The 17,473-nt window shown below is 74.0% G+C and carries 14 protein-coding genes; 5 read left to right on the top strand and 9 right to left on the bottom strand.

All coding sequences use genetic code 11. The features are described from left to right. Positions 1 to 195 precede the first annotated feature (195 nt). Together AC6EI4_RS10825 and AC6EI4_RS10820 are read right to left on the bottom strand one after the other, a co-directional pair. Complete coding sequence (locus AC6EI4_RS10825) at positions 196 to 1,767, bottom strand: M28 family metallopeptidase (RefSeq protein WP_498451445.1); 1,572 nt, start codon at positions 1,765 to 1,767, stop codon at positions 196 to 198. A 246-nt stretch (positions 1,768 to 2,013) separates the two neighbouring features. Next, positions 2,014 to 2,664, bottom strand: coding sequence for a hypothetical protein (locus AC6EI4_RS10820; protein WP_498422824.1), 651 nt, complete (start codon positions 2,662 to 2,664; stop codon positions 2,014 to 2,016). Positions 2,665 to 2,871: 207 nt separating this feature from the next. Here AC6EI4_RS10820 and AC6EI4_RS10815 point away from each other — a divergent pair, with 207 nt between their 5' ends. Next, positions 2,872 to 3,579 (top strand): response regulator, encoded by a 708-nt coding sequence (locus tag AC6EI4_RS10815; protein WP_498451444.1) that lies wholly within the window; start codon positions 2,872 to 2,874, stop codon positions 3,577 to 3,579. Between the two features lie 13 nt (positions 3,580 to 3,592). Here AC6EI4_RS10815 and hrpB read toward each other — a convergent pair whose 3' ends face one another. Continuing rightward, entirely contained in the window at positions 3,593 to 6,109 is a 2,517-nt protein-coding gene (gene hrpB / locus AC6EI4_RS10810) for an ATP-dependent helicase HrpB (protein WP_498451443.1), read from the bottom strand. Positions 6,110 to 6,210: 101 nt separating this feature from the next. Here hrpB and AC6EI4_RS10805 point away from each other — a divergent pair, with 101 nt between their 5' ends. Then, positions 6,211 to 6,720, top strand: a complete 510-nt coding sequence (locus tag AC6EI4_RS10805) for a hypothetical protein (protein ID WP_498451442.1) — start codon at positions 6,211 to 6,213, stop codon at positions 6,718 to 6,720. Here the strand turns inward: AC6EI4_RS10805 and AC6EI4_RS10800 are convergent. The 3 genes from AC6EI4_RS10800 to AC6EI4_RS10790 all read right to left on the bottom strand — a co-directional run bounded on the left by AC6EI4_RS10800 (position 6,698) and on the right by AC6EI4_RS10790 (position 11,098). Continuing rightward, positions 6,698 to 7,621, bottom strand: coding sequence for a universal stress protein (locus AC6EI4_RS10800; RefSeq protein WP_498422831.1), 924 nt, complete (start codon positions 7,619 to 7,621; stop codon positions 6,698 to 6,700). The two genes, AC6EI4_RS10805 and AC6EI4_RS10800, sit on opposite strands and share 23 nt — an antisense overlap. Positions 7,622 to 7,691: 70 nt before the next feature. Continuing rightward, complete coding sequence (locus AC6EI4_RS10795; protein WP_498422832.1) at positions 7,692 to 10,448, bottom strand: bifunctional acetate--CoA ligase family protein/GNAT family N-acetyltransferase; 2,757 nt, start codon at positions 10,446 to 10,448, stop codon at positions 7,692 to 7,694. Between the two features lie 104 nt (positions 10,449 to 10,552). Further along, complete coding sequence (locus AC6EI4_RS10790; protein WP_498422834.1) at positions 10,553 to 11,098, bottom strand: hypothetical protein; 546 nt, start codon at positions 11,096 to 11,098, stop codon at positions 10,553 to 10,555. Between the two features lie 62 nt (positions 11,099 to 11,160). Here AC6EI4_RS10790 and AC6EI4_RS10785 point away from each other — a divergent pair, with 62 nt between their 5' ends. Continuing rightward, positions 11,161 to 11,763, top strand: a complete 603-nt coding sequence (locus AC6EI4_RS10785; protein WP_498451441.1) for a LysR substrate-binding domain-containing protein — start codon at positions 11,161 to 11,163, stop codon at positions 11,761 to 11,763. A gap of 53 nt (positions 11,764 to 11,816) precedes the next feature. On the opposite strand, the gene AC6EI4_RS10780 is transcribed toward AC6EI4_RS10785, so the two are convergent. After that, a complete protein-coding gene (locus tag AC6EI4_RS10780; protein WP_498451440.1) occupies positions 11,817 to 12,380 on the bottom strand; it encodes a nucleosidase in 564 nt (187 codons plus the stop codon). Positions 12,381 to 12,494: 114 nt separating this feature from the next. Between AC6EI4_RS10780 and AC6EI4_RS10775 the strand changes: the two genes are divergently transcribed. Beyond that, a complete protein-coding gene (locus AC6EI4_RS10775; protein ID WP_498451439.1) occupies positions 12,495 to 14,303 on the top strand; it encodes a BCCT family transporter in 1,809 nt (602 codons plus the stop codon). Between the two features lie 45 nt (positions 14,304 to 14,348). Here AC6EI4_RS10775 and AC6EI4_RS10770 read toward each other — a convergent pair whose 3' ends face one another. Continuing rightward, complete coding sequence (locus tag AC6EI4_RS10770; RefSeq protein WP_498451438.1) at positions 14,349 to 14,795, bottom strand: ankyrin repeat domain-containing protein; 447 nt, start codon at positions 14,793 to 14,795, stop codon at positions 14,349 to 14,351. A 51-nt stretch (positions 14,796 to 14,846) separates the two neighbouring features. On the opposite strand from AC6EI4_RS10770, the gene galK reads away from it, so the two are divergent. After that, a complete protein-coding gene (gene galK / locus AC6EI4_RS10765; RefSeq protein ID WP_498451437.1) occupies positions 14,847 to 16,019 on the top strand; it encodes a galactokinase in 1,173 nt (390 codons plus the stop codon). 117 nt (positions 16,020 to 16,136) lie between these two features. On the opposite strand, the gene AC6EI4_RS10760 is transcribed toward galK, so the two are convergent. Continuing rightward, a complete protein-coding gene (locus AC6EI4_RS10760; protein WP_498422848.1) occupies positions 16,137 to 17,471 on the bottom strand; it encodes a DUF2252 domain-containing protein in 1,335 nt (444 codons plus the stop codon). Positions 17,472 to 17,473: the final 2 nt, after the last annotated feature.

Raw genomic sequence — 17,473 nt, 5'->3', positions numbered from 1 at the left:
GCCCGAACCGGGACGTTCGGCCCTCGGCTGACGCCCCTGGCCGAGCTTCCTCGACACCCTGAAGTGCAGCGCCCAGAGCCCCTGGCTGGTCCGAGACGTACGACGGCGGCACCCGCCCAGCCGAGCGGGTGCCGCCGTCTCATTGTGCTGCGGTGCTTTCAGTGCTGCGGTGCTGCGGTGCTGCGGTGCTGCGGATCAGCGCACGGGCAGGTGCTCGTCCTCGAAGGGCGCGCCGGGAGCCGAGCGCTGCGAGCGCTCGGCGCGGGGCTCGGCGAGGAAGCCGCGCTTGGCGTTGGCCAACGTCAGTACGGCGTGCGCCGCCGCGTCGGTCATCTCGCCGATCGCCTTGCGGCTGACGTTGCTGATGTCGTCGCAGGCGCTGTGGTAGCACTTGTCGTAGGGACGCCCGGCCCGGCCGCCGAAGAGGCGAGCCTCCTGCGCCGTCTTGATTCCCTCGGCGCCGGTGAACAGACCCCCTGCCGGGATGCCCACCGCGATGAACGGCCCGTAGTCCGAGCGGCCGCTGAACTCCGTGGGCGCGCTGGCCAGCTTCTGGCTGCGGAAGTACCTGGTGAAGACCTGCTCGATGCGACCCGACCCGGCGGGCCCGGCCACCTCGGTGGCGGAGCCGTCACCGTCGTACACGAAGCGGGCGTAGTTGGGCGAGCCCACCATGTCGAAGTTCAGGTTGGCCATGATCTGCCGGCGGGCCTGCGTGCTGAGGGTGGAGACGTAGTGCTCGGAGCCGAGCAGCCCCGCCTCCTCGGCACCCCAGAAGGCGAACCGCACCTGCTGGCGCGGCTTGACCTTCAGCCGCGACATCTGCTGAGCGATCTCGAGGAGCGCCGCGCTGCCGCTGCCGTTGTCGTTGAGGCCGGGACCCTCGAGCACCGAGTCGAGGTGGGCGCCGACCACCAGTGCCCGGTTGGGGTTGCCCTTCTTGGTGCGGGCGATGATGTTGCTGGTGCGGGCGGCGGCATCGGTGCGGGTGTCGGTGGTGACGTGCATGGTGACCTCGCCGGCTCCCGCCTGGGCGGCCAGCGCGGAGCCGTCTGCGAAGGACAGGCCGACGACCGGGATGGTGACCGGGGCCCCGAGCGTGCCGGTGCTCAGGTCGGTGCGCCCCGGCTGGCCCTCGTTGAAGATGATCGCCGCCTCGTAGCCGGCGTCCGCCGCGTTCTGGGCCTTGTCACCGAACGGGCAGGTGCCGCGCTGCATCAGGGCGATGGACGGCGTGGCGGGAGCGGCGGGGAAGTCCTCGTCCTCGCAGCCGGACGTGGACGAGGGCTCCGGGGTGGGCGGCAGGGTGAGGTCGATGGGGACGACCGTCCCGGTGACATCGCCGGCGCCGGAGAACTGGTAGGTGGCGGTCGTGTAGGTGGTCGCGGTGGGCGCGGTCTGCTCCAGCACCGGAGCGGAGAGCTCCTGGAAGAACGGGAACGTGAAGTACTGCTGGCGCACCCGGTAGCCGGCTCGCTTCAGCGTGCGCATCACGTAGGCCGCCGACGCGTCGTACCCGGGAGTGCCGGAGGCGCGGTTGCCGTCGTTGCGGTCCGCGATGCGCTGGAAGGCGCGTGCGTGCTCCATCACCCCGCGGGTGGTCACCGCCTTGCGCAGGGCCTTGCTGCTGACCCGCTTGGCGGGCCGCTGGGCAGCCTCCGCCAGGGACGTGCGAGCGGTCGGCTCGCCGGGTGGCGCTGCGGCCTGGGTGGTGGCCACGGGTACCAGCGACAGGACCAGGGCGCTGGCCCCACCTGTCGCGATCATACGAATACGGTGCAAGACGCCTCCTGAGAACGACGCCCGCGTCGGTGACCGGCGCGGACAGGTGGCGGGTCGACGTTCACACGCGTGGCCGGCCAACGGCCCCGAGCGCTCCCGGGTTCCCGAGCGGCTGGAGGGCCGCGCCTCAGGAAACCCCGCGCCGGTTCGGTTTGGCAAGAGGTTCTGCGGCGCAGTTGCGTGTCGGTTGCGCGCCGGTCGTGCCCGCCGTACTCGCCCTTGGCCGTGCGGTCAGGCGCCGACGCTGGTGGAGCCCTGCTGCGTGGTCGAGCCGGACTGCGCGGTAGGGACGGACGTGGCGCGGTTGCCGGTCATCCCCATATCGGCGTCCCGCATCAGCTCGGAGACCAGGCGCTGCCCCGTCTCCAGGGTCTCGTCGAGGGTCTCCAGGGCGCGCTCGTGGCGCCCGGCCTCCATCGCCCACTTGGCCGCGGCCATCCCCTGAACGAGGGTGTCGTTGATCTCGACCGCCTGCCGGTGGCGCATCGCGGCGATCTCGTGGGCCTGGCGCTGGCGCTCCGAGTGCTGCAGCCGATCGGAGGCGTCGCCCAGGAGGATCCCGACCAGGAGGTGAGGCAGGGTGCGCGAGGCCCACCCGAGCGCACTGAGGTCGACGGAGTCGACCACCACCCAGGAGGCCACGAGTGCCACCGCGATCAGCCCGGCCGCGACTCCCCCGCGTACGCCGAGGGCCAGGGCCAGCAGGGTGACCGGGAGCGCGTAGAGCATCGTGATGCCCTCGCTGGTGTCCGCGCCGAAGGCGAGGCGCAGCCCGAAGACCGCGGCGAAGAGGACCCCGGCGAGCACCACCGCCATGGCGGGGCGACGTCGAAACCAGGGCGCCTCGGCGCGGGCGACGACGAGTCGCTGGATGGGGTTCACTCGGCAATCCTGCAGAGTCGAGGCGCCAGATCCTAAGGACCAAGGTCCCGACTCTGCGCGCCCAAGGTCCGGTCTGTCGGCGTCCGGAGCATCGGCGTGCGCCCTGCGGGACGTTGGTCCTCGCCATGCGGACGGGAAGGCCCTGCCCGCACGCGAAGGGGACGGCGAGCATGAGGGCAGCACGCAGACCGATCATCCGGAGGCACCATGTCCCACGCACCCGCCGACGTCGCCGCCGAGGCGGCCCTCCTCACGCAGGAGCAGCCATCCGCCGGTGCCACGCCTCCTGTCCGGGTCTACCTGGTCGACGACCACGAGCTGGTCCGCCGCGGTCTGTGTGACCTCCTCGACGAGTACGACGACATCGAGGTCGTCGGGGAGTCCGCCACGGCAGCCGAGGCGATGGCACGCATCCCGGCCCTGCGACCGGACGTCGCGGTGCTGGACGGCAGGCTGCCCGATGGCAGCGGCATCGACGTGTGCCGACACGTCCGCTCGATCGACCCGTCGATCCAGGGTCTGATCCTCACCTCCTACGACGATGACGAGGCGCTGTTCGCCGCCATCGTCGCCGGGGCTGCGGGCTACCTCCTCAAGCAGATCGGCGGGGATGCGCTGGTCCAGGGCATCCGCCAGGTGGCCCGGGGGCAGTCGCTCATCGATCCCGCGCTGACGCTGCGCGTGCTCGAGCGGGTACGCACCGGGCAGAGCACCCACAGCGAGCTGGCCTCGCTGACCGAGCAGGAGCACCGGATCCTGGCCCTGGTCGCCGAGGGACTCACCAACCGCCAGATCGGCGAGCGCCTCTTCCTCGCCGAGAAGACGGTCAAGAACTACGTGTCGACGATCCTCACCAAGCTCGGCCTCCAGCGCCGTACCCAGGCAGCGGTGCTCGCCACCCGCCTGATGGCCTGAGCGCTCCGGGGGGCTACCTCGAACGCGGCCGCGCCCGCGCGGTAGCGGTGGCGGTGCGCGGGTCCTCAGGCCAGGCGTGGCGGGGGTAGCGCCCGCGCAGGTCGGCGCGGACCTGCGCATAGCCGCCGTCCCAGAACGACTCCAGGTCGGCGGTGACCGCGGCCGGGCGGCCGGCCGGCGAGAGCAGGTGCAGCAGGAGCGGGACCCGGCCCTCGGCCACCCGCGGCGTCGCCGTCCAGCCGAACACCTCCTGCAGGCGCACCGCGAGCACCGGCTGCGCGCCGGTGTAGTCGATCCGGTGCGAGGCGCCGCTGGGGACCTTCACCCGTTCGGGGGCGAGCTCGTCGAGGCGCCCGGCCTCGGGCCAGGGCAGCAGCCGGCGCAGCGCCGCCAGCACGTCGACCCGCCTCAGGTCGCGGGCGCCGCGCAGCCGGTGCAGCTCGGGAGCGAGCCAGACGTCGACGGCCGCCCGCAACGCGTCGTCGGACAGGTCGGGCCACGGCTCCCCCAGCACCTCGTGCAGGAAGCCGACCCGGCGGCGCAGCGACGTGGCCGCCTCGGTCCAGGGCAGCAGCGACAAGCCCTCGGTGCGCAGCCCCTCGCGGATCGCGTCGGCCACCAGGTCGGCGGGCGGCTCGAAGGGCGCCGAGGTGAGCTCGACGGCCCCCAACCAGGTACGCCGCCGGGCGACCACCTGCCCGGCCACCCACGCCACCTCCTCCGTCTCGCGCCACAGGGCCGGCGCCGCCTCGAGCGCGGAGTCCTCGCCGATCGGCGCGGCCGCCCGGATGGTGGCGTCGCGCTGCCCGGGGCGTCGCTCGACGTCCGCGACCGCCAGCCAGGCGTGTCCGGCCAGGGCGGACGCCCCGGGGGCGAGCACGGCGCCGGTCCCCGACGTCATCAGGTACGACGAGGAGCCGGCGCGGCGCCGGGCGATGCGGCCCGGGTGGGCGAGCGCCGCGACCAGGCCGACGGCGAGGTCGTCGTCGGTCCCCGCCTCGCCCGGGTGCTCGCGCAGCGCGGCGGGCAGCGAGGCGCGCAGCTGTCGGACCGTGCTCGCCCACAGCGTGGTGGCGGCTCCACCGCGGCGCATGGTGCGCAGACCGGCGACCAGGTCACCGTCCGGCACCCGCAGGTCCGAGGAGATCAGCGCCACGACCTCCGCCGCCCGCCGGGCGCCGACCAGCCGGGCACCGTCCAGCAGCGCCCGCGCCAGGGGCGGGTCCACGGCCAGGTCGGCCATCGCCCGGCCGCGCGCGGTCGGCGATCCGTCGTCGGCGAGGGCGCCCAGCGCCAGCAGGGTGGCCCGGGCCGCGGCCAGCGCTGCGGGCGGCGGCTGGTCCAGGAGAGCCAGCTCCGCCGGGTCCGGGCTGCCCCAGACCGCCGCCTCGAGGGTGAACCCGGTCAGGTCCGCGGTGGCGATCTCGGGCTCCGGATGAGCCGCCAGGTGGGCGTGCTCGGACTGTGACCAGCAGCGGTACACCACACCCGGGCCCTCGCGGCCCGCTCGTCCGGCCCGCTGCTCGGCGGCGGCCCGGCTCACGTTGACGGTGACCAGCCCGGCCAGTCCGCTGCGGTGGTCGGTGCGCGGCTGGCGGGAGAGCCCGGCGTCGACGACGACCCGCACGCCGGGCACGGTCAGCGACGACTCCGCCACGGCGGTCGACACCACCACCCGGCGCCCCGGCCCCGGGGTGAGGGCCCGGTCCTGCGCCGCGGAGGGCACCCGCCCGTGCAGGGCATGGACCTCGGCGCCGGCGCCGGACAGCCGCCGGACCACCCCCGCGACCTCGCCGGCACCGGGCAGGAAGACCAGCACGTCACCGTCGTGGCGAGCCAGGGCCTGACGTACGCACCCGGCGACGTGGTCGAGGTACGCCGGGGTCACCCCGCGCTCGTCGAGGCGCCGCACCCCCGGCGGCGGCGGGCTCCACACCTGCTCCACCGGGTGCAGGGCGCCCGGCACGGCGATGACCGGAGCCGGGGAGCCGTCGCCCAGCAGCCGCGCCGTCCGCTCGGCCTCCACGGTGGCCGACATCGCCACCACCATCAGATCCTCGCGCAGGTGGGCGCGGACGTCGACGAGCAGCGCCAGGGCCAGGTCGACGTCGAGCTGGCGCTCGTGGACCTCGTCGAGCACCACCGCGCTCACGCCGGGCAGCTCCGGGTCGCGCTGCAGACGCCGCAGCAGGATCCCCGTGGTGACCACCTCGATCCGGGTCTGCGGACCGGTGCGGCGCTCACCGCGCACGGCGTACCCGACGCTGCGGCCCACCGTCTCTCCCAGCAGCCCGGCCAGCCGCCGGGCCGCCGCCCGTACGGCGATGCGGCGCGGCTGGGTGACGACCACCCGCCCGGGCCGCAGGGCGGCGACCGCCGGCGGCACCATCGTGGTCTTGCCGGTCCCTGGCGGCGCCTGCACGACCGCGACCCCGTGCTCGGCGAGCGCCGCGGCGAGAGCCTCCAGCCCCTCGACCACCGGCAGGGCCGGCGGTGCGCTGAGCAGTCGCTGGATCGGGTCGCCGGACACCCCTGAAGTGTGCACCGGCCCGAACGGTCGGCGCCCACCGGCCATTGCCTTGGACGGCGTGTCGCGCGAGGGTGGGGATCCAGCCAACCGAGGAGGCCCCCATGAGCGACGACGCCGCTCCCACCGCCATCCAGCAGCTGATCCAGGACCTGCGTGACGACCTCAAGGGGGCCGACGAGGCGCTCGCGCGGATGCGTGAGCACGCCGCCACCGGGAGCAGCACGGTGCGCGAGGAGCTCGGCGCCACGCTGCGCCAGCTGCGCGCGGACGCCAGCCACGTGCTCGCCGAGCTCGACGCCAGCACCAGCGGGCGTCGCGCGGACTACCTCAGCGAGGCGCGGCGCCGACTCGACGCCAGCCGCGGCGCGCTCGACGAGATGTGGGTGCGCACGTCTCTGGGGCGCAAGGACCTGCAGGAGGACACCACCCGGCTGCTGGGCGCCGCGGAGAACGCCTGGCTCGCCGCCCGCTCCCGGCTCACCCAGGCTCAGACGGAGAGCAAGGACGACGACCTCGACGACGCGCGCACCGGCCTGGGCGAGGCGCTGCAGCGCTTCAACGGGGCCCTGTCCGAGGCCCGGTCGGCGTTCAACCGCTCGCGCGCTCAGTGACCTCGGCGGCGGCCGCGGCGTCCGTGTTCGTCTCCTGGGGAGCGACCACCATCACCGGGCAGTCCGCCTCGCGCAGCAGCGTGCGGGCGGTGGCACCCAGGTGCGTCGCCGCGGGGACGCCGTGGGCGCGGCGCACCAGCACCAGCAGGTCTGCGCGGCGCGATGCCTCCACCAGGGCGCGACCGGGCGGCTCGTGCACCACGGTCACCTCGACAGGCACCTCCGGATACTCGCCACGGGCCTGCTCGATCAGCGGCTCGACGACCTCCCTGGCCTGTTCGGCGAAGCGCTGCCGGCCGACGCGGTCCACGATCAGGTCGTCGTAGGCGGCGGGCAGCTTCCAGGCATGCAGGACGACCAGCCGCGCCTGCCGCGAGGAGGCCTCGGCGAAGGCCGCGCGGAACAGCTCCGGCGCGTGGTGCGGCGACTTGAAGCCGACCACCACCTCCTCCTGCTCCGTGGCGGGTGGCCAGGCGGCCGGGACGCAGACCACCGGACAGGTCGCCCGTGCCGCCACCCCGGCCGTGGTGGCCATCCCCAGCGCCCGCTCGAGCAGCGAGCGGTCCGTGCGGCCCAGGACGATCATCCGGGCGTGCTCGGCGACTCGGGTGAGCGTCAGCGCCCGGCGACCGTCGTAGAGCTCCTGGGAGATGCTGAGCTCGGGGGCCAGCTCCTGCGCCGCAGCGGTGGCCGTGGCGAGGATCTGGTTGCCGGTGCGCTCCATCGCCATCCGGACCGCGAGGTCCACCGGCATCGCCGCGATGTGGTCGGGGCGCACGTGCACCAGCCGCAGGGAGGCGTCGGCGCTGCGGGCCTCGCGCACGGCGAAGCGCAGCGCCCCCAGCCCGGTGTCGTCGCCGTCGATCCCGACGACGATCGCCTGGTCGTGTGAGGGGGACATGGGCAGACCTCCGCTGTTGGTATCCGCCTCCAGCCTGGCTCGACCACCCTGACAGGGCAAGGGAACGCGTTCAGTCGGGCGCCACCGCGGGGGGCCGGAGGCGGCGCGGGATCCCGGCGTCGAGATGAGTGGTCGGGGTGGCCAGGCGCACCTTGGCGTCCACGCAGACGGCCCCGTCGGCCAGCACCATCACCGGGTTGAGGTCGATCTCGGCGATCTCCGGCACATCGAGGCTCAACCGGCCCAGGGCGACCGCGATCCGCTCGACGGCCTCCACGTCGGCGGGCCGCGCCCCCCGGTGCCCGGCGAGCAGCGGCCAGATGCGCAGTGCCCGCAGCGACCGCTTCGCGTCGCCCTGGCTCAGCGGGGGCATCGAGAAGACGTGGTCGGCCCAGACGTCCACGGCGACCCCTCCGCTGGCGACCATCACCAGGGGCCCGAAGCCCGGGTCCCGGACGACGCCGAGCGCCAGCTCGACCCCGCCCAGCACCATCGGCTGGACCAGCACGGGCACGTCGGGTCGCCCCATCTCCGCGGCGAAGTCGGCCAGGCAGTCCACCACCGCGTCACGACCGTGCACCCCGACCCGGACCAGCCCGCGGTCGGACTTGTGCACGACCGCCGGGTCGGCCACCTTGAGCGCGACCGGGAAGCCGATCTCCTCGGCCAGCGCGAGGCACTCCTCGACGCCGGTGGCGACGCGGCCCACCGGGGCGTCGATGCCGTAGAGGCCGAGCAGTCGGCGCACCTCGGCCGGGCTGAGCCAGCCGGAGTCGCCCCCGCCGGTGGCGGGCCCCAGCTGTGTCGTCGCCAGCGCGCGCGCACGCTCGGCCACCGCCGGGTCCTCGCCGGGCAGCTCGGTGGGCGGCGCCGCCAGCCAGGCGGCGTACCGGGCGGCGTGGGCAAGGGACTGGATCGCCTCGTCGATGGAGCGGAACGCCGCGTACGGCGCCCGCCCGGGCCCCTGGTGCCGCGGCACCTCGACGTCGCCGATCGCCACCAGCAGCAGGGGCTTGTGCGGGGCCGCCGTGCGCGTCTGGGCGAGCCCGGCGAGGACGCCCTCGGCGTCGCTCACCGCGGTCGCCGTGATCGTGACCAGCACGCTGTCGACCTCGGCGGAGGTGAGCATCCCGCGCACCGCCGCCAAGAAGTCCTCACTGGCGACGCTGGCACCGAGGTCCACGGGGTTGCTCGCACCGATCGTGCCCGAGAGGTAGGACTCCATCTGGTGCTGGTCCTCCCCCGACAGCTCCGGTACGACGATGCCGACGCGCGAGGCGGCGTCCGCCGCCAGGACGCCGAGGCCGCCGGCGTTGCCGACGATGCCCACCCGCGGGCCACGGGGCACCGGCTGGGTGGTGAGCAGCAGCGCGGTGGCCGCCAGGTCGTCCAGACCCCGGCAGCCGATCACCCCCGACTGCGCGAACAGCGCATCCACGCCGACGGAGGGGACGGCCGCGGCGGCGGTGTGGGAGGCGCCGGCGCGCCGGCCCCCGGTCGACCGGCCGCCGACGACCGCGAGCAGCGGCTTGCGCTCGGCGAAGCTGCGGGCGACCCGGGCGAACTTCTGGGCGTTGCCGAAGGACTCCAGGTAGAGCACGGCCGCCGAGACCTCGGCGTCCTCGAGCCACGCCGAGAGCAGGTCGTTGCCCGAGACGTCGGCCTTGTTGCCCAGCGAGACGAACGACGAGATGCCCAGGCCCGACTCGCGGGCCCGGTCGAGCAGGCCGATCCCCACTCCTCCGGACTGGGTGGCCACCGCGAGACCGCCGCGGGGCGGCAGACCGCGGGTGAAGGTGGCGTTGAGCCGCACGCCCGGCTGGTTGGCCATCACCCCGAGGCAGTTCGGGCCGACCAGGCGCAGGCTGTGTCGCCGGGCCACGGCCAGCATCTGGTGCTGCATCGCCCGCCCGGCCGCTCCCATCTCGCTGAAGCCGCCGGAGAGCACGACCGCCGCGCGCACCCCGGCTCTGGCGGCCTGCTGGATCACCGCGAGGACCTGCGCCGCCGGGACGGCCACCACCACCAGGTCCACCGGCTCGTCGAGGTCCTCCAGGCTGCGGCAGGCCGGCACCGCGTCGATCTCCTCGGCGCTCGGGTGCACCACCACCAGGCGGCCGGTGAAGTCGTCCTTGCGGATCGCGTCCAGGACGGCGCGCCCCACGCCGCTGCCGTCGCGTCGTACCCCGACCACGGCCACCGAGCGGGGCCGCAGCAGCGGGGCGAGCGAGTGCGCCTCGGAGAGCCGCTCGCGCCGGTCGGCCGCGGCCACCGCCTCGGCGGTGGCGGCGGTGTCCAGGGTCATCACCACGGTGCCCGGCTCGCGCTGGCGCTCGGCCGCGAAGCCGGTGTCGCTGAGCACCCGCAGCATCTGGAGGTTCTCGGGCAGCACGTCGGCGGTGAACCGCCGGATCCCGCGGTCGCGGGCGTGCGCGGCGAGGTGCTCGAGCAGCAGCGTGCCCGCCCCCATCCCGTGCGCCTGGTCGGCGACCAGGAAGGAGATCTCCGCGGTCGCCGGCTCGGTGGGCTCGGCCGTGGCCACGCCGATGAGCTCGTCGGCCACCAGCAGCAGCAGCACGATCGGGCGGTCGGCCTCCTGGGAGGACTCCGCGGTCATCAGGTGCTCGACGTAGTTGTGTCCCGCGGCGCGCCCGGCGGTGAAGAAGCGGAACCGGTAGCTGTCCTCGGAGACCTGGTCGTGCAGCTCCAGCAGGGCCTCACGGTCGGTGCTCATCAGCGGCCGCACGGTCGCGACCCGGCCGTCGGCGAGCAGCACGTCGACCGCCCCGCGGACGGGACGGCGCACGGGCGTGGGCTGGATGGTCATCGGGGCTCACTCCTCGGGGGCGGGGACGTCCTGACGTCAGCCCAGCAGTTCACCAGGCCAGTGACAAGGACCCTAGGCCCCCACCGCCCCGCACCCGGCCCCGGTCAGTCCGGGGCGGGGTGACGTCGCAGCAGGAACGGCGTGCCGCCGGCGCGCCGCGCGCCCGGCACGTCGAGGTAGGTCATCGCGACGAGCTCCCCGCCCGCGCCGCGTCGTACCTCGTCGCGCACCCACCGCCAGGGCCGGGGACCGTCGGCGGCGTACGACACCACGACCGCCGGGCGCCCGTCGGCCAGCGACGACCCCAGCCGGGCGGTCATCGGCAGGGTCTCGAGGAGCCGCCGGGGATCGAGCACGGCTTCGCCGGCCGAGGGTACGCCGTGCCGGGGACGCACCAGGTTCACCCCGGCCAGCGTCTCGCCGTCGGCGGCGCCGAAGCGCTTGCCCCACCACCGGGGCAGACCGATGAGCCCGAGCCCGGCCGGGGCCACCCGTCCCAGCGGCGCCAGGAAGGAGGCGGCGAGGTCGCCGACCAGCTCCTCGAGCTCGGGGGCCGGCAGGCCGGACCAGCCGCGGCGCAGCGACCGCAGGCTCGGCGCTGCGCTGTCGGGGCCAGTTGCGCTGTCGGCGGATGACAGGGGCTTCGTCACGCCCGCCACCCTAGGGCGCTCGCGAGTGCGGCCGAGCGGGCGCCACGCACTAGCCTGAGCCGGTGTCCACCGCGCAGCGCCCCTTCCGAGTCGGCTTCGTCACCGGAGCGACCCCCGACAAGTGGGCCGGCGTGTGGCGACGTCGTCGACGCGACACGCTGGAGCTGGTCCCGGTGGAGCAGGCCGAGCAGGAGACCGGGCTGCGCGACGGGACCCTCGACATGTGCCTGGTGCGGCTGCCCGTGGACCGGGACGGGCTGCACCTGATCCCGCTCTACCACGAGCGCCCGGTCGTGGTGGTCGCCAAGGACCACGTGGTCAGCGCCTTCGACGAGGTGGACCTCGCGGACCTGGCCGACGAGCAGCTGGTCCAGCCGCCCGAGGACGTGCCCGGCTGGAGCGAGGTGGCGCGAGCCGAGCGGCTGGACTGGCCGCAGATGAGCCTCAAGGACGCCATCGAGGTGGTGGCCTCCGGCACCGGGATCGTGGTGGTGCCGATGTCGGTGGCCCGCCTGCACCAGCGCAAGGACGTGGTCTACGTGCCCGTCGCCGGGGTCCCCGAGACCCAGATCGGACTGGCCTGGCTGATCGACAACGAGGACGAGCGGGTCCAGGAGTTCATCGGCATCGTGCGCGGGCGCACCGAGCGCAGCTCCCGGGGCTGAGCCGCCGCCCGCTCCGGTGGGCTCGTTCCGGCGGCTCGCTCCGGCCGGTCCGCTCAGGCGAGCAGCTCGGACAACCGGGCGCCGAGCACCCGGGCACTGGCGTCCACCAGCGACGGCCAGTCGAGGGCGCCGGCGTCGGCGTTGTCCGAGACGTGCTTGAGCATCCGCACCGGGACCCCGACCTGCCGGCAGGCCCACGCCACGGCGTACCCCTCCATGTCGACGAGGTCGGCCCGGGTGGCCAGCCGCGCGCGCACCGCGGGGTCGCTGACGAACATGTCGCCGGTGGCCAGCACGGTGTCGTCCCCGCCCTCGAGGCTGAGCCGGTCGTGCGGGTCGTGGCCGAGCGCACGGATCGCGTCGGCGGCGAGGTCGTGGTTGAGCACGGCGCCCGGCTCGAAGACGCCGCTGAGCCCGTCGCGCAGGGCGCCCGCGGTGCCCAGGTTGACGACCGTGTCCACCGCGCCGGCGCGTGCCAGCAGGGCCAGGGTGGTGGCCACCGCCGCCTGCGTCTTGCCGATGCCGGTGATCTCCACCGCCACGCCGTCGGGGACGTACGCCGCCTCCTCGGCCGTCGCCGACACCACCAGGACCCGGTCCGCACGCAACGTCTGCACGGGCAACACGCTAGTGCGCGCTCGGGTTTGTCGCCTCCCCTGGGGGGAACCGACCAGGGTTGAGTCCATCCACATCTCACCCGATGGGAGGCGGCGCACCCGTGCGCCGACACCGTGAAGAAGCAAGCCCCTGTCCCCCACCCCGCCCTCGACGCGCACCTCAACGTGCCGCCGCAGCAACGCTCGCCGGGCCTCGACCGCGTCGTCTTCGGCGTCACCGCGGTGATCGCCATCGCGTTCCTGATCTGGGGGTTCGTCAGCACCAGCTCGATGGCGGCGGCGTCCGACACGGCGCTGGGCTGGACGATGTCCAACACCGGCTGGCTCTTCGTGCTGACCTCGAGCGCGTTCGTGGTGTTCGTGATCTGGCTCGCGCTGAGCCGCTTCGGCAACATCCCGCTGGGCCGTGACGACGAGGGCCCGGAGTTCCGGACCGCCTCATGGGTCGCGATGATGTTCAGCGCCGGCATGGGCATCGGCCTGATGTTCTACGGCGTCAGCGAGCCGGTCACGCACTTCGTCACCCCACCGCCGGGGACCGGTGAGGCGGGCAACCCCGAGGCCGCCCAGAACGCCATGGCGACCACGCTCTTCCACTGGTCGCTGCACCCGTGGGCGATCTACGCCGTGGTCGGCCTGGCGGTGGCGTACGGCGTCTACCGCAAGGGCCGCATGCAGCTGATCAGCGCGGCCTTCGAGCCCCTGCTGGGCCGTCACGCGCACGGCCCCGGCGGCAAGGTCATCGACATGCTGGCCATCTTCGCCACGCTGTTCGGCTCGGCCGCCTCGCTGGGCCTGGGCGCCCTGCAGATCCGCAGCGGGCTGGAGATCGTCGCCGGCATCGGCACCATCGGCAACGGTGTGCTGGTGATGATCATCGCCGCGCTGACCGCGGCCTTCGTGCTCTCCGCCGTCTCCGGGGTGAGCAAGGGCATCCAGTGGCTGTCCAACACCAACATGGTCCTGGCGGTCTGCCTGGCCCTGTTCGTGTTCGTGGTCGGGCCGACGGTGTTCATCCTCAACCTGATCCCTACCTCGATCGGCGCCTACATCCAGGACGTCGCGATGATGTCCGCGCGCACCTCCACCCAGGGCGCCGCGGCCACCGAGTGGCTGGAGACCTGGACGGTCTTCTACTGGGCCTGGTGGCTGTCCTGGACGCCGTTCGTCGGAATGTTCATCGCCCGGATCTCCCGCGGCCGCACGATCCGCCAGTTCGTCAGCGGGGTGCTGCTCGTGCCCAGCCTGGTCAGCCTGGTCTGGTTCTGCATCTTCGGTGGCGCCGCGATCGACCTGCAGAGCAACGGCGTCGACATCGCCAGCGCCGGAGGGATCGAGTCCCAGCTGTTCACCACCCTGGAGTCCTTCCCGTTCGCCACCGTGACCAGCGTGCTGGTGATGGTGTTGGTGGCGATCTTCTTCATCTCCGGTGCCGACGCCGCCGCCCTGGTGATGGGCTCGCTCTCCGAGCACGGAGCGCTCGAGCCCTCCCGCGCGGTCGTGGTCTTCTGGGGCGTCGCCACCGGCGCGGTGGCCGCGGTGATGCTGCTGGTCGGCGGTGAGGACGCGCTCAACGGCCTGCAGACGGTGACGATCGTCGCCGCGCTGCCGTTCGTGCTGGTGATGATCGGGCTGTCGGTGTCGCTGGTGAAGGACCTGCGCTCCGACCCCCTGATGATCCGGCGCGCCTACGCCATCGAGGCCATCGAGCAGGCCGTCGTCAAGGGCGTCACCGAGCACGGTGACGACTTCGTGATCAAGGTCGACAAGGATCCGGACGCGGGGGTGAGCTCCGACCTCGCGGTCAAGCCCGCGAGCCCGTCCGCGAGCCCGTCCGCGGGGACTGCCGCAGACGCGGCTGCCGCAGACCCGACCGCCGAGGACCCGACCGCCGAGGTCCGCAGGAACGCTGTCGCGGAGTGAGTCAGGCTGCCGCCCCGACGCACGATGCGTCGGGGCGGCAGGCGCTCAGAGGTCCCGGCCGAACATCGCCGCCGTGGCGCGGGCCGACGGCGTGCCGGCGTCCAGGTCCGCACCGTGCGCGAGCAGCGAGGCGATGACGTCGTCCTCGCCCTTGAACACGGCGCCGGCCAGGGGCGACTGGCCCCGGTCGTTGAGCCGGTTCACGTCGGCGCCGCGCTGCGCCAGGCCGTCCACGAGGGCCGCATGCCCGTGGTAGGCGGCCAGCATCAGCAGCGTGTTGCCGGTCGGGTCCGCAAGGTCCACCGGGACACCGGCGTCCACGTAGGCCAGGACCCGGTCGGAGTCCCCGGCGCGCACCCAGTCGAAGAGCTGATGGGCCAGGGCGATCAGCTCCGCGCTCGCCTGGCCGGTCTGGTCCGTCCCACCCGCCGGAGCGCCGGAGCCGGGCTCGTCCGGGGTCGTCCCACCTGTCGTGCTGTCGTCGTCCGCCATGACCCCGAGTCTGGCACTCGGCCCGCGGACCCCGGCGCCTAGGCTGGCCCCATGAGCTTCGTGGAGCCCGGCACACCCGAGGACCTGACGACGGGCGTCCGCGCCGGCTTCCTCGCCAGGAACGGACGCGAGGCCCAGGTGGTGGGCCGCGCCCCCGGCCGGGTGAACCTGATCGGGGAGCACACCGACTACAACGCCGGCCTCTGCCTGCCGCTGGCGCTGCCGCACGCGACGTACGCCGCACTCGCGCCTCGCGACGACGACCGGGTGCAGGTCACCAGCGCCCAGGTGGAGCAGCCGTGGACGGGAACCCTCGCCACCTGCGGACCCGGCGGTGACCAGGGCTGGGCGGCGTACGTGACCGGGGTGCTGTGGGCGCTCGCCGAGGACGGGCTGGCGGTGCCGGGCCTGGACGTGCACGTGGAGAGCACCGTGCCGGTGGGAGCGGGCCTGTCCAGCTCTGCGGCGCTGGAGTGCGCCGTGGCGGTCGCCGTCGTGGACCTGCTCGGGCTGCCCCTGGACGACGCGCTGCGGCGCAGGTTGATCGACGCCTGCATCCGGGCCGAGGCGGAGGTGGCCGGCGCCCCGACCGGCGGCATGGACCAGACCGTGTCGCTGATGGCCACGGACGGCGGCGCGCTGCTGATCGACTTCGAGGACGGCTCGACCCGCGACGTTCCGCTGCCACTGGAGGAGGCCGGCCTCGCCCTGCTGGTCGTCGACACGGGGGTCTCGCACGCCCTCGTCGACGGCGGGTACGCCGCCCGGCGAGCCGACTGCGAGGAGGCGGCCCGCGCGCTCGGCGTCGCAACGCTGCGCCAGGCCTCCGAGCCCGACCTGGCGCGGCTGACCCACGAGCGGCTGCAGCGCCGGGCCCGTCACGTGGTCACCGAGAACGCCCGGGTCGAGGCGACGTCGGCGGCTCTTCGGGAGCGCGACTGGGCGGCGGTCGGCCAGGCCCTGAGGGGCTCCCACCTCTCGCTGCGCGACGACTTCGAGGTCTCCTGCCCGGAGCTGGACGTGGCGGTGCACACCGCGCTGGAGGCCGGCGCCCTCGGCGCCCGGATGACCGGTGGCGGGTTCGGCGGCTCCGCCGTGGCGCTGGTGCCCCAGGAACGCCTCGAGGCGACGGTCCGCGCGCTGGACGTGGCGTTCGTAGCCGAGGGCTGGGCCCGCCCCACCTACCTCCGCGCCGTCCCCTCCCCCCGCGCCCAAACCCTCTAACCCCCGCCGAGTCGGCGTGAACTCGCGCCCCCACCCCGCCGAGTCGGCGTGAACTCCTGAACTTGCGCCGACTGGGCGGGCTCAGCGTGCGAAGTTGCGCCGACTCGGCGGGGTGGGTCAGGTGGAGCTGACGCCTATGCGGCCTTCGCGGAAGGCCTCGACGAAGAGGGCGTGGTCGGTGCGGACCTGGCCGGCGTAGGCGACGCCGAAGTCGACCACCCAGTCGGTGAACGCGCGGCGTCGGCGCTCGACGGATGCGGCCACCGCCTCCTCCACCTGGAAGTCGACGAGGTCCTGGTCGCTGTCCTCGTCGGAGGCGCAGTGGATCTTCGCGGTGGCGCGCCCGAGCAGGTCGACCACCGCCGCCATGTCCTCCGGCTCGGTGATCGAGCCCCAGTCCAGGTCGAGCTCGTAGGGCGAGACCTCCGACACGATGTAGCCGACACCGTCGAGCTCGGTGTGGCCGAGCAGCGGGTCGGTGTGGACCTGCAACGCCCGCTGGCTGACCGCGGTGCGATGGGCCTCGTGCGCGAAGTACCGGTCGACGGCCTCGGTGTCCACGAAGCGGCTCAGCGCCGGCACGTTCGCCTGCTTCATGGAGAGCACCACGTCGTTGTCGAGGGCCTGGCTGTACCCCTCCACTAGCAGGCTGTACGCCGGGAGCCCGGCGCTGCCGATGCCGAACCCGCTCTTGCCCACCACGTCGCGAAGCTCGTAGAACAGGTCCCGGTCGAAGCGCTTCGACGCCGGGATCGTCTCCAGGTAGCCCTCGAACGCCGCTCCCACCGCGCGCCGCTCCTCGCCCCCCAGGTGCCGCACGCTCGCGTCCTCCCGGAAGCGTCGCGTCCCCTCGCGCAGCTCGGTGGCACCGTCCAGGAAGTCCGCACGCCGCCGGAGTCGCGCGCGGCGCAGAGCATCGAGCACCGGGCCCTCGGTGTTGTCGAGGTGCAGGGCGAAGTCCTCGTCGCTCTCGGCGCTCCGGTAGTGGTCGACCTGTGCCAGGTAGGCGCGCACGAACCGGGCGACCAGGGAGCGGATGTCGGCGTCGGGCAGCGCCTTCTGCCAGCAGACCAGCGCCAGCGACGCCGCGAAGCGTTGGAGGTCCCAGGTGAACCGGCCGATGTAGGCCTCATCGAAGTCGTTGACGTCGAAGACCAGGCGTCCGTCGGAGTTGAGGTACGTCCCGAAGTTCTCCACGTGCAGGTCGCCGTGCACCCAGATCCGCCCGCTGCGCTCGTCGGCGTAGGGATCCTCGGCCCATCGCGTCTCGCCGCGATAGCCGGTCACGTCCGCGTAGAACAGGCACGCGGTGCCCCGGTAGAAGGCGTGCGGATCGCGCGACATCGTGCGGAACTTCCCGCGGAACGCGACCGGATCCGCCTCCATCAGCGCCGCGAAGGCATCAGTGATGACCTCGATGATCAGGTCGGTGCGCACGCCCTCGTCGGTCATCG

This window comes from Nocardioides sp. Z43_10, assembly GCF_059766615.1.
This window is presented reverse-complemented; position numbering and strand designations above follow the sequence as displayed.

Bases quoted from the DNA above. Each gene is read 5' to 3' on its own strand.
- AC6EI4_RS10825 (WP_498451445.1), bottom strand. From the start codon at position 1,767: ATGATCGCGACAGGTGGGGCCAGCGCCCTGGTCCTGTCGCTGGTACCC.
- AC6EI4_RS10815 (WP_498451444.1), top strand. From the start codon at position 2,872: ATGTCCCACGCACCCGCCGACGTCGCCGCCGAGGCGGCCCTCCTCACG.
- AC6EI4_RS10805 (WP_498451442.1), top strand. From the start codon at position 6,211: ATGAGCGACGACGCCGCTCCCACCGCCATCCAGCAGCTGATCCAGGAC.
- AC6EI4_RS10800 (WP_498422831.1), bottom strand. From the start codon at position 7,621: ATGTCCCCCTCACACGACCAGGCGATCGTCGTCGGGATCGACGGCGAC.
- AC6EI4_RS10795 (WP_498422832.1), bottom strand. From the start codon at position 10,448: ATGACCATCCAGCCCACGCCCGTGCGCCGTCCCGTCCGCGGGGCGGTC.
- AC6EI4_RS10770 (WP_498451438.1), bottom strand. From the start codon at position 14,795: ATGGCGGACGACGACAGCACGACAGGTGGGACGACCCCGGACGAGCCC.
- galK (WP_498451437.1), top strand. From the start codon at position 14,847: ATGAGCTTCGTGGAGCCCGGCACACCCGAGGACCTGACGACGGGCGTC.
- AC6EI4_RS10760 (WP_498422848.1), bottom strand. From the start codon at position 17,471: ATGACCGACGAGGGCGTGCGCACCGACCTGATCATCGAGGTCATCACT.